At 40.5% G+C, this 11,589-nt stretch carries 8 protein-coding genes; all 8 read right to left on the bottom strand.

Annotated elements, in window-relative coordinates; all coding sequences use genetic code 11:
- Nucleotides 1–786: 786 nt before the first annotated feature.
- The 8 genes from QSJ47_RS07855 to QSJ47_RS07820 all read right to left on the bottom strand — a co-directional run bounded on the left by QSJ47_RS07855 (nucleotide 787) and on the right by QSJ47_RS07820 (nucleotide 11,235).
- Nucleotides 787–1,215: a hypothetical protein gene (locus tag QSJ47_RS07855; RefSeq protein ID WP_221272693.1), complete on the bottom strand. Its 429-nt coding sequence runs from the start codon at nucleotides 1,213–1,215 to the stop codon at nucleotides 787–789.
- An 81-nt stretch (nucleotides 1,216–1,296) separates the two neighbouring features.
- Nucleotides 1,297–2,343 carry a DNA adenine methylase gene (locus tag QSJ47_RS07850; protein WP_221272687.1) on the bottom strand — a complete coding sequence of 349 codons (1,047 nt, stop codon included), beginning with the start codon at nucleotides 2,341–2,343 and terminating at the stop codon, nucleotides 1,297–1,299.
- Entirely contained in the window at nucleotides 2,336–3,889 is a 1,554-nt protein-coding gene (locus QSJ47_RS07845; RefSeq protein ID WP_221272688.1) for an AlwI family type II restriction endonuclease, read from the bottom strand. Before QSJ47_RS07845 ends, QSJ47_RS07850 begins: the two co-directional genes overlap by 8 nt.
- Nucleotides 3,882–4,724: a Dam family site-specific DNA-(adenine-N6)-methyltransferase gene (locus tag QSJ47_RS07840; RefSeq protein ID WP_260321755.1), complete on the bottom strand. Its 843-nt coding sequence runs from the start codon at nucleotides 4,722–4,724 to the stop codon at nucleotides 3,882–3,884. Before QSJ47_RS07840 ends, QSJ47_RS07845 begins: the two co-directional genes overlap by 8 nt.
- Before the next feature lie 201 nt (nucleotides 4,725–4,925).
- Entirely contained in the window at nucleotides 4,926–5,555 is a 630-nt protein-coding gene (locus QSJ47_RS07835; protein WP_221272690.1) for a hypothetical protein, read from the bottom strand.
- Nucleotides 5,556–6,045: 490 nt separating this feature from the next.
- Nucleotides 6,046–8,508 carry a coiled-coil domain-containing protein gene (locus QSJ47_RS07830; protein ID WP_285602981.1) on the bottom strand — a complete coding sequence of 821 codons (2,463 nt, stop codon included), beginning with the start codon at nucleotides 8,506–8,508 and terminating at the stop codon, nucleotides 6,046–6,048.
- Between the two features lie 36 nt (nucleotides 8,509–8,544).
- A complete protein-coding gene (locus QSJ47_RS07825) occupies nucleotides 8,545–8,787 on the bottom strand; it encodes a hypothetical protein (RefSeq protein WP_221272691.1) in 243 nt (80 codons plus the stop codon).
- An 813-nt stretch (nucleotides 8,788–9,600) separates the two neighbouring features.
- A complete protein-coding gene (locus tag QSJ47_RS07820) occupies nucleotides 9,601–11,235 on the bottom strand; it encodes a replication initiation protein (RefSeq protein ID WP_285602980.1) in 1,635 nt (544 codons plus the stop codon).
- Nucleotides 11,236–11,589 lie beyond the last annotated feature (354 nt).

The raw sequence follows: 11,589 nt of genomic DNA, 5'->3' as shown, positions 1-11,589 counted from the left end.
AAGCCGAAAAAATGGGCTCTAAAAACTAAATTTTTATAGGTTTTAGACAAAATTAGTTATTTTCTGTAGATAAAATTAGTTGAAAAGTAGATAAATTTAGTTGAAAAACGAAAAAAAAATACTCGCGAACCCCGTGCCATGCGCTGTTTGTGAGGCACTTTTTTTTGGCGTACAATAAGGATTACAATAAGTTATAAAAATAATTACGACGAAAAAATTTTTTTTGAAATTTTTAGGTCAATTTTCTTAAGGTAAGCCAAGCTTGCGCTTGGCATTTATTTGGATTTTTCTTGGGGGGCAAGCCCCCCAAACCCCCAAGAGAGGGCTTTGAAGTGAGAGATTAGTTTGTGTTGTGGCTGTATCACGCCCTTGCAGTTAAAGAAGGCTTTGGGGGTTTTGAAATGAGAATTTGCGTTTAAAGGCTCTGTAATCGCTTTGGAGTGTTAAAAGGTATTTGGATATAGCCAAAGGGCAAGATTGCGGTTTATGACCCCTTTACGGGTTTAAAAAGGCTATCCACATAATCACGCAAAAGCCCGAAATGTCTAGCGCTACCAAAAACGCCCTAAATCTTTGTTCCAAAACCTAAAACCTGCATTTTGCGTTTAAAAGCCCGTAGAGCGTTAAGACAGGTTAAAGAGTTCAAACTATGGGTTAGGGGTGTTGTTGCGATTGTGGAGCATTCTAGTGGGGTAGAAAGTGTATTCAAGTAAGTTGAATTTTTATGGTTCTTTTAGAGTTTGTGTTTATGAATTGTGGATTAGGTTCTTAGAGTTCTGGTAACCTTTAATCGTCATCGCATCCATCAATAAAGTCTGCAGTTGCTTCTGTACCAGTTTCAATTCCTCTGAAGGCATGCTGAAACACTCTGCCATCTGTAGTATAAATTTCTATAGAGTTAAGTTGCAAGACAGAACACCCTACTTGAAGAATGAGCGGTTCATTATAAGCTAAATTTCCTCCATGACTTGCTCTTGTAATTTGAAAATTATTACAAGATTTCCCTCCGTTGAAACTTATTTTCCTAATGTTTAATCTGCTATTGGTCTTAGAAACAATTTTCACAGAAGCAGTACCAATAGGCATACCAAAAAGTGTTAATTCCCATGTTCTTACACAAAAATCTAATTTATCTGCATATAGATTTGTGGGCAAACCAACAATGATAAGATAACTCGCCAAGAGATTTTTAATCAAAAACTTTAGCAAACTCATGCCAAACTCCCAAGGTAAAGACTAACAACACAACTCTAAAACGCATTTTAACTCAGTAGTCTTTTGTGTGGTTTAAGAGCCTTATTTCACTTCACACACGAAAATATATTCTTTGTGGGCTTCAAACTCTGTTTTACCTGCACTGAAGGCTTTAAAAGGAAACTCATGGGTGGTGAGCTTGCCACAGCTTTGCAAGATTGTGCTGATCTCTTGGAGCGTGATTTTATTTTGGCTAGAGTTGGATTTAGAAGTGTAGGTGTTGTTGTAGGTTACAACAAGGGCTTTTGTTTTGGGGGCTAGGGCTTGGACTAGGTTTTTAAAGGCAATCTTTGCTTCCACTTTGCAATAGGCACTCATGTTTTCAGGCTGTGGCTTTAGGGCTTGTCCGTAAAGCTTGGGTTGGTTGTTTTTGGCAAGCGTCTCTAAAAGGTGGTAAAACCTTGAATACTGCCTTGAGTTGTAGGGGGGGTCTATGAAGGCGATGGCAATGGGGATGTCTAGGTTTTTGGCTAGGGTGTTGGCATCCATTTGGCGGATGTCTATGATGTGGGGGGTTTGTATGGGTTGTATTGGCACAAATTTAAATCGATCTTGCGGGGGTGTGTTTTTTCGGTAGGCATCGTAATGCCCCACGGTGTTTGCAATCTTGTCTACACTAAAGAGCAAACTAGCAAGTAGAATATAAAACTCTTTTTGGGTGATGGCATGGGTGTGGCGTAGGCGGTCTATGTCGCTACGGATGAAGCCTATTTTTTGAGCGTCTAGAAGGCTAAAAAACTTGCCCCCAAAGTGTTTAGAGTAGTAATTATCCTCTAGATGGTCAAGGGCATTGTAGCGGTCGTGTAGGCTGTTTAAAAGGGCTTGGTTGAAAGGCTCTTGGCTCAAAAAAGCTTGGTAGATGGCATGGTTAGCGTGCAAAAAATCATTGAGAATGAAATGCGTGAAAGAGTTTTGGCGGATAAAAAATTCACTCACCACGCCCGTCCCTGCAAAGACATCAAAGAAAACCTTGTTTTTCTGTTTTTCTAGGCTTGGGATGCTTGCTATGACAGCACCGATCTCATTTAGGATTTTTGTCTTAGCCCCCGTGTATCGGCGGTTGGCAATGTTAAAACAGGGGCTAGCCATGCAAAAGCTCAGCGATGTGAATTGTGTTTTGAAGCCCTTTGATGAAGCCTTTGATGTCTAGGTTGCAAATCTCTAGGTTTTCATCGTGCTTGACAAATCGGGCGTATCGTTGGCAATCCTCGTGGATTTTAGGAGCGATGAAAAGGGCAAAGTTGTGTTTGCTTGGGTGCTGTGTCTTTTCATCAGCCAAGTGTCTTGCTATGGGGATGAGCTCGTTTGCCAGTTGGGCACGCCCACACAGCAAGCTCACTTCAGCGATGGCATGTGTGCTTGGGTCATAGCATAGGATGTCTGGCTTGCCCCCACTGGCATGGCTTGTCGGCAAACCCTCATCATCTACGCTGTAATTTGGCAAGACTTCCAAATTCTTATAAGCTTGTTTTAGGGCAATGCTTGTAAGAAACTCTAGTCTTGTTGGCTCAGGGATGAGTTTAAAAAGGGTGTCTTTGCTAGATTTTTTGCCATTAAGATTTTCTAGCTCGTCAAAAATTTGTTTTGGGGTGTAGGTGTTAGAAAAATGCTGTAGGGTCTTAAGCTTGACGCTTTCTTGGGTCGTGGGGTCTATGCTTGTAGAGATGTCTAGGATTACGCCATCGATTGTCCCCATGTAATTGAAGTAAGATAGGCGATCCTTGTGTTTGAGGTAGTTGGTGTAGTGTTGGATGACATAGTCGGCTTTTGCACTCTCAAAAGTGTTGATGTCAATGAAAAACCCACCACCTCTTAAGGTGATGAGCTGTGTTTGACGCATTTTGCGGATGTAATCATCTACACCTTCTTGGCACACCTGCGACTTTTTAAAGCGGTTGGTGTTGGTGCTTTCTAAGAGCTTTAGGGCTTTTTCATAGATGAGATCATCGCTGTATTGAAAATGTGGGTTGGCGTATCTAAAGTCTAGGATATAGTCAGCTAAAGCCTTGTGGTCGCCATCTTGCCAGCACAGCAGAAAGGGGATTTCTTGGGTGTGGATTTTAGAGTCGCCTGTTTTTTCTTTCAGCACACGCATGGTGTTTAGCAATAGGGGCAGGGGGGCGTTTTCGTTACGCACACGCCTAAAGGGGTTATTGCGTTGGTATTTCATTAGGGCATTGAGAAACACCCCAGCAACACGCACACCATCCTCCCCTTCTGTTTGCACGGCATTGATGAGAATATGCCCCACATTAGAGATGAGGAGGGGCTTACCCATTTGGTAGTAACAAAAGCCCAGCTCCTTAGAGAGTTTATACCAAGTGTCAAAACGACTCTCCCATCCATGCTCAAAGCCAGCCTCTTTGTGATCTTGTGGAGAGTTGATGATGATCTCTTGGATTTCAGTTTGGTTAAACTCTAAGCCATTTTTTAATTTTTCTTTATAAAACTTCCTTTCGTATTCGGTTTCATAAAGCCTCTCTTGGATTAAAAGGGCGACAATTTGCATAATCAAGGCGTGCGTTAGGGTGCGGTTTTCAAAACGGGCAAGCACTTCTAAAAACGCTGCAATGCGTTTGGGGTTACGCATCGTGGTGCTGAAGGATAAGATTTTATACTTGGGTTTCTTAGGCATTGGTGATGTAAATCTCTCTAGAGTTTTTCTTAAGGCTATTGTCTTTAAAGCTGATGTAATTGCTTTGGATTTCAAAAGTCTTGTAGCTTTTGGCAAATTCAAGCAAATAGGGGTTTTCTTGCCCCTTGTGCGTGGCTAGGTTTGAAAGCCCCCATGCCACGCCCCCAGCGTCCAAATCTTGCAATAGGGCGTATAAGTCTTGCTCTTGCTTAACCCCCCACAGCTTGTTATACTCGCTCCCACTGATGAGATAGGGGGGGTCGCAATACACAAAATCCCCCTTTTTAAACGCAATGCCCCCCAAAAAGTCCTTAAAGTCTAGGCTAAAAAATTGGAGTTGTTTGGTTTTGGTGTGCTCAAAATAGGCTTTTAAAGCCCCCACCACATTGCGGTTAAAATCCACATTGCCCACGGGTAAGTTAAAGTCCCCCTTGGCGTTGAAACGCAACATGTGGTTAAAGCCATAGATCAAGAGCAAGTAGAGCGTCTCCATGTCTTGCTTGTGGGCGTTGAAGTCTGCCCTTAAACGCTCGTATGCGATTTTGTTGTAATGGGCGAAGTAGGTTTTTTTGTGGGTTTGTCTTAGAGCAAAGGGGGGGATGTGGTCTTGAAAAGAGCAGGACAGCCCATAGGCTTGGATTTTCTTAAGGATTTTGCTTAAGAATGACTGAAAATCTTGGGCGATGAGAGCTTGATGTAGCCTGATGATGTAGGGGTTGATGTCGTTGAGTAGGTAGGTTTGGGCTTTGGTGTTTAAAAACGAGCTACCCCCACCCACAAAGGGCTCAATTAGGCGTTTAATGTGGATGGGGAATAGGGGTCTTAATTGGGGCATGAGCTTGTATTTATCGCCCACATAAAAGAGTGGGGAGCGTAGAGTTAAGGGGGGTTTTTGGGTGTCAAATAGGGTTTTTGGTGGGGTTTTGATGGCGGTTTTCATTTTGTCCTTGTGGGCTCTTACATTTTAAAGCTGTTGTGTGGAGTTTAGCACACCAATACTTATGCTCTTAGGCTGTGAGATGATTTTGTTTGCTAGCTACCCCTTCTTAGGCTTTCTGCCCCTTGTCTTTTTATTTTCTTGGGTTTCTTGGGGTTTTTGTGGCTTAGAAGTGTTTAGCCCTTGCTGTTGCTCTGTTTGTGCGTCTTGTGCGTCTTGTGCGTCTTGCTCTGTTTGTGGAGTTTGTATGCCTTGTGTATTGTCTTGGTTTGCTTTTGGGGGTTGTGTGTCTTGGGTGCCTTGCGGGGCTTGTTCGCTTTGTGTGTCTTGTGGGGTTTGTGGGGTTTGGCTTTGAGCTTGTGGGCTAGCTTCATTCTTTATACCCCCTTGCTCCCCTTGTGTGTCTTGCTCTTGGCTCTCTGTGGGGGCTTGCTCTTTCTGCTCTCTCTGTGCTTGTTTCTCTCTTTTGGTTTGGGTGGCTTGCGTGGTTATCACCACTCCTTGCCCTAGATTTTTTCTAGGTCGTCCCACAGGTCTTTTACCCATAAGCTCTGCTGTCAGCATTTTTTTGTTTTTGTTGGATAAGTTTAAAAGGTGCTTAAAGCCCTCTTGAATCTCTAGGGCTTCTTCAAACAACTCTAATAACCCAGCTTGTTTCATTTTTTCTTTAATCTCTTGCAAACGCAAGGCGTAATGGGTGATGTCCTCTGTAGAGTTAATGTCAAACATAGCAAGCTCCCTTTTGGTTGTTGTGTGGCGAGCATTGTAACAAAAAATAATTAATGAAAATTGATATTGTAAAATAATTCTAAAATTAGATAATTAACTAATTAATTAATAATTTTAATTTAAATTAATTTATAATATTAAATATTGATAAAAATATTTATTTTATTAAACATTGAAATAAAAACAAAAATAAAAATGATTAAACCATTGCCATAAAGACCATAAATAAGCACTTTATGCTTGTTCTTGCAAGGGATTGATTAGGGTTTTTTGTGTGCTAAAATATCTAAAAATGCTCTTAAAAAATATGACAAATTAGGCACGCCTTTTATAAGAGTTTTACAAAAATTCAAGGGATAAAATCTAAAAAGTATTAAATATATTGACATATTTTTTTGCAATATTTTTAATGAAAATTCTTTGTATTTTGTCTATAAATTCTCTGTGATTTTTCTGTGATTTTCTACAAAACAACACAAAAAGAAAGGCACTAAATGTGCTTGCCCCCACTCCCCTTTTGCTCTTGCTCTTGTAGCTTTTGTTGCTCTTGTTTGGCTTTCACCTGTGCTAAAGCTTCGGGCAACTCCTCTCTAAGACGAGCAAGGTCGTTTAATGCATTACTGGCTTTGATTTCTAACGCCTGAGCCACTTCGGGGCTTATCTTGCCTATTTCGGCAATCTTTGCATACACAACGCCCCCCAGCCTATCCAAAGCCCCCAAATCGTTTTGCATGCCCTTTAACTCTACCTTTGTCGCCTCAAGCTCTGTCTTTGTGGTGTCTAAGTCGCTCTGTGTGGTTTGTAGCTTGTCTTTTGTAGTCTGTAGCTCTGCCTTGGCTGTATCTAGCTCATCTTTAAGCTTTGTGTTCTCGGCAACACTCTTTCTAAGGACTTCTTTATTTGCGTGGGCTTCTTGCAACTCTCGTTTTGTGTTTTCTTTTTCTTGCTCTAGAGAGTTAATCTTACTTTGTAACTGCTTTTTGTCGTATTCAAGGCTATCTACCTGCCTTTGAGCTTGACTGAGTTCTGCTCCATACTCTGCACTCCCCTTAAACTCTGTGGTAAGCTTGCCTATGCTACTTTCTAGTCCTTTTATCCTCTCTAGAAAGGCTTTATGCCCCCATTCTCTCGTTTGCTCTATCTTGGCAATGATGGGCTTAAGCTCTTGGTTTAACTTCTTTTCAATCTCACCTATATGTTGTTTTAAAAATCGATCCCGCCTATCTTTGGCAATGCTTTCAAAGTATTGCGGACTCATGGCATCTTTAACCCCCTTGCCAAATAGTTTTGCCATAGCGTTGATTGTAGAGAATTTTCCTGCAATCAAATCATCTGCAAGGGCTGCTAGATATGCGTGGTATTTTGCTTTCTCTTGTTCGTTTTGCTTTTTCCATTGGATCACGGCTTCGATCTCTGCCCCTTTCTCTGCTTGGAGTTTCTCTAGCACGGGGCTAACGACTTGTTCTATAAAGCTTTGCAATAGGTCTTTTAGCTTGTTTGCATACTCTTGTGGCTTGGCTTTTTTCTCAAGCTCTCTCTTGGCTTGTTCTAGCTCTTGGGCGTGCTGTGTTTGTAGTGTATCTAGGGCTTTGGCATGTTCTGTGTCTTTGTTTCTTAGCTCTTGTGCCATTTTCTCTAAGGCACTATCTTTCTCTTGTAAAGCCTTAGTGTGGCTTTGTTCTCTAAGCTCAAGCTCTTTAGTGTGCTTTTGCCTAAGCTCTTTCACAGCACTAGGGCTTAGATAGTCTTTGTATAAGGCTTTAGTGGCTGTTATCTTGTCTTCTACTTGCTCGGGACTTAAATGCTTTTCGTATTGCTTGGCAGTGGCTGTTACTTTGTCCTTTACCTGCTCAGGGCTTAAGTGATCTTTGTATTGCTCTTGTAAAGTTTTATAGCGTTCTTTGGCTTCTCGCTCTATCTGTGTAATGCGATTTTTTAAGTCAGCAATGCTTAAGTCCTCCTCTTTTAAGGCTCTTAAGGCTTTGTAATCCTCTTGTGTAAAAAGCTTTAAATCGCCTAAGCCCTGATTAATAGCAATCATTTGCTTTCTTACACTCTCTAGTAAGGGCTTGGCTTCTTTAAGGGTGAGCTTACCTTGCTTATTTTGGGGGGCTACAAGACTTGTTAGGTCTATGAGCGTGGCTTCTAGCTCTGTGCTGTGGTCTTTAAGCTCTTGGTTCTCTTGGATTAAAGCGGTGCTCTCTTGTTGTAGTGTAGTGTTGGCTAGCTCTAGGCTAGTCTTGTCTTGTTTAAGGGTGTTTAGCTCTGCTTGGTTGCTCTTGGCACTTGCTTGTAAGTTTTGGATTTGCTCTTGGTAGTTTTTAACTTCTTTGGTTTGACTCTCATTTAGTGCAATCCGCTTGACTTTCTCTTGCTCCATGAGCTTGGCGTAAGCTCTAGGCTCAATGCGTTTAGCTCCACTGATACGCTTTTCTGTCCCCCTTTGCATGCCTAAGATTTGTGCCACTTCTGTTTGGATTTGCTTAAGCATTAAAGAAGGCACTCTTTTAAAGTTATTCTTACCCGTGTTCTCATCTAGCGTTACAAACTCCATATGGGCGTGGTGGTTGATGTGTGTATTGCCAAACTCATCTATATGCCCTTCATCTCTATGGATAGCGATTTGGTAGCATTGAATGCCGTATTTGTCTTTAAAGTGCGTGGCTAGTTTCTCTAGGTCTTGCATGGTGGTCGTGTCTTTGAGATTGACAACGGCACTATAAACATAAGTTTTTGCTTGAAACTTCTGTTTAACTTTTTGTGTATAGGCACTAATAGCCTTATCTATCATTTGTTGCTTTAGAGCTTGTGCTTCAAGACCACTTCTATTGCAGATAGAATATAATTGCCTTTCTTTAGGCAAGAGATAATTAGGGGGCGTGCTTCTATCATTGTGAAACACCTGTACGGGGTTTTTCGTGGGTTTGAAGTTGATGGATGCAATGCCTCCCATTGCTTTCTCTCTATCTAATGCTTACCTTGATCGCTATTAGATGTTTTTTGGGATTGTGTGTTGTTCTGTGGTCTCTCTCTTTGTATCCTCTTTGTATTCTTGTAACTTCTTAAGCACTTCATTGTATTTTGTGAGAGCTTCACTTTTAGACTTTTGCACTTTCTTTAACTTCTCACTAAGTCTTTCTTCTTCTGCTTCAATTTTTGTAACCACTTTGCCTAACCTAGTAAATTCAGCATGCAATTCTCGCCTGTTCATTTCATTGATGGGCTTTTTCATATGTTAATCCTTGTGCTTTGATATTGATGAAGATTTTAGTACATAATGCCAAGGCAACAACTTTTTTATATTCAAATGCTTCTAAGTTAATTTTATTTCTTAGCCCCCTGCAAGGGCAAATTATGACAACAAGCTTGCGGCGTGTCCCCGTAGGGGGTCATAATTTGCAAATTATGACCCTTAACAGGGTGCGTTCGCAAGCTCACTCATAATTTGCCACTCATACGCCGTGGGGGCTTTAATAGCTTAAAGTGGTTTAAGCTGTAGAAGGCTCTATAATCGTTTTGGGCGTGTTAGGGTGTGGGGTTTGGATTGGTTTGCGGTTGTGGGGGTTTTTAGAAGTGGGGGATTTTAGTGCTGTGTTTGTCTATCCACTTTTGTAAGTCTTGCATGTTTTCAAAGATAAACACAAAATGCTCTGGGGTGTCGCAAGTGGGGACAGACAACATAAGACATGACTTACTCTATAAATTTCAAAAATAAAACAAATCAAAAGCTTATATATAGAAAAAACATGAAATGATTAAAATGAGAAAAATATTGTTTTTAATAATTCTTATAATTCTATTGTCAATTCTAGAAAAATTAGATTAGAGATTAATGGGGTGAGTGTAAGAAATATATTTGTCCTCTCTCACTCCGCATACTTCTTAAACCAGCTTTTAAGGTGCTTGACATTGGTTAAGATAAATGGGTCTAAAATCTTGTGTGGTTTGTCTATGTCTTGTATATCTACTCTAAGCCTACTTATTCTCTATGCATTGTTTTAGAGGGCTTCAAAGATTGTCAAACTAGACTGAGTAAGAGTAAAATCTAGGTAGAGCTTTTAGCAAAGCGTTCAATAAAGCTGTCGGCATCGGCAAAAGTGTAGGTTAGGTATCTTCCGCTTTTATAATCAACATTACAAAGTTGTATGTGTTGTTGGTATCTTGTTGCCCATTGCGTTTCGTCACGCATGGCATCTTGATCTCTTGGAGTGATCTCAAAAAGACAAAATATCCATTTTTTATTGTTCCAAAAATTGACCGTGCATAGTTTAAGTTTTTTAAATAAGTGTTCACCAAACTCATCAACAAACAAATTGCCCACTCTGCCACAAAAGCCTATGAGCGTCTTAACTTCTTGCTGGGTGTAGTACTCTAGTTTTTTTGCTCTTTGTGCCTGTCGTTTTTTAAATTCCTTTTGGGCAATGATGGCTTTATCTAAAACGGCATTTTGTTCTTTTTTGATTTCTAAACGCCGTTTAGTGATTTCCTGTTGTCTCAGTGTGTCTGTATTTGGAGTTACATAAAAGGTGATGCCTACAATCTTGCCACCCCGTCCTGCACGGTGTTTTTCATAAAATATAGTGTTATAAGGTCTGTCGCGTAAGTCTTCATATGTTTTGCCCTGCCCTAATAGGATATCGATTTCATTTTTTGTATAGCCTAGTTCTCGGCAAGCAGGGGCTAATATGTTACTCTCAATGTCGGCTATTTTATAGCTTTTAGGGATTCCCATAAATTCACAAAACCCCACCCAATCGTTCTTATAGACAATGTTTGTGAAGGTGATTTTATAAGGAGTGTTTCTAAAGCGCTCCAGCATTCTAAAAAGAGTCTTGGCGTATTTACTCTTTAAGTTCACAAAAGTATTGAGCTTAAATATGGTGAAGTCTTTGGTTAGGGCATTTAACAAATGTGTGAAGTGTTGTCCAACTTGCACTGTTAGGTGCTCGAATTCTCCACTTGATTTATGGTGCACGACACTAAAACGGCTGAAAAGGCCAATGTACTCACTCGCCACTAAATCCTCACCAACGGGGATCAGCACTTCAAAGTGAGCGGCGATGAGTTTTTTACTCAGAGACTTAGCTAAGGTGGTTAATTTAGCCCCACTGAAAGTTTTAAGCCCCACAATGTGGCGCAAGTCTTTGGCTGTAAAATTAACAATCATGTCTTTTTTGTTTTTGACTTTGTCGCATATGCTGTAGAGTAGGTTATTTTCTAAAGCCGTTAAACCGCCTAGATTTACTTTGTAGATATTGTTATGCATCCAAATATCCCCGGGGTCGCACACCTTTAAATCTTTGGCAAAAGCCACAACCACCAAATTTTGTTGTTGCTCTTGGGTTGGGGTTTTTGCAGTAGAAGCGACTTCAATGGCGGGGATTTTGACTTTGTCTGGCTGTGTGGAGATGACTTCTGTGGTCTGCGAGTTGCAATGACTAACATTTTCTTTTTCTAACCAGCCAGTCCATGTGTTGAGCGTTGTTGCCATCTTCTCAATGCAGTCAGCGATCCCATCTTTTAAACCTTGTTTTACGCCAGAACGGGTTGCGTTCTGTAAAATTGCCTCCAAATCGCTGATTTGCTTTGCAATGTGTTTTAAATCTTTAATGGCATGTTGTGAAGTGTCGTTGCTTTCTGCACCATCTATATTCCCCTCATTTGCTAGTATGATTGCCACTATCTCCCTCACAATTTGTGATTTTTCTGGGAATAGCTTAACGAGCGTAGTGGGATTTTGATTGCTTTGTGTCTCCAAAATACCGATTGCATCCAAGTCGTACTTCAGGGCTTTGAGCCGACTCAATTGAGTCTCATCTACTTTCTTAGAAAACATTACTTCATCTTTAAATATCTTTAAATCTAGTTTTTTCTAGGCAATTTTAGCATATATCAACTAATTTAAGAAATATTACCCCTTAAAAAGCCGAAAAAATGGGCTCTAAAAACTAAATTTTTATAGGTTTTAGACAAAATTAGTTATTTTCTGTAGATAAAATTAGTTGAAAAGTAGATAAATTTAGTTGAAAAACGA

Origin of the sequence: Helicobacter sp. NHP22-001 (genome assembly GCF_030270165.1) — a bacterium.
Lineage (GTDB): Bacteria > Campylobacterota > Campylobacteria > Campylobacterales > Helicobacteraceae > Helicobacter > Helicobacter gastrofelis.
The sequence above is the reverse complement of the archived record's forward strand: the minus strand, read 5'-3'. Positions and strand labels throughout refer to the sequence as shown.

What these genes read in the sequence shown, in the direction of transcription:
- QSJ47_RS07840 (WP_260321755.1), bottom strand. Translation starts at nt 4,724, where the DNA reads ATGCCCCAATTAAGACCCCTATTCCCCATCCACATTAAACGCCTAATT.
- QSJ47_RS07845 (WP_221272688.1), bottom strand. Translation starts at nt 3,889, where the DNA reads ATGCCTAAGAAACCCAAGTATAAAATCTTATCCTTCAGCACCACGATG.
- QSJ47_RS07825 (WP_221272691.1), bottom strand. Translation starts at nt 8,787, where the DNA reads ATGAAAAAGCCCATCAATGAAATGAACAGGCGAGAATTGCATGCTGAA.
- QSJ47_RS07855 (WP_221272693.1), bottom strand. Translation starts at nt 1,215, where the DNA reads ATGAGTTTGCTAAAGTTTTTGATTAAAAATCTCTTGGCGAGTTATCTT.
- QSJ47_RS07830 (WP_285602981.1), bottom strand. Translation starts at nt 8,508, where the DNA reads ATGGGAGGCATTGCATCCATCAACTTCAAACCCACGAAAAACCCCGTA.
- QSJ47_RS07835 (WP_221272690.1), bottom strand. Translation starts at nt 5,555, where the DNA reads ATGTTTGACATTAACTCTACAGAGGACATCACCCATTACGCCTTGCGT.
- QSJ47_RS07850 (WP_221272687.1), bottom strand. Translation starts at nt 2,343, where the DNA reads ATGGCTAGCCCCTGTTTTAACATTGCCAACCGCCGATACACGGGGGCT.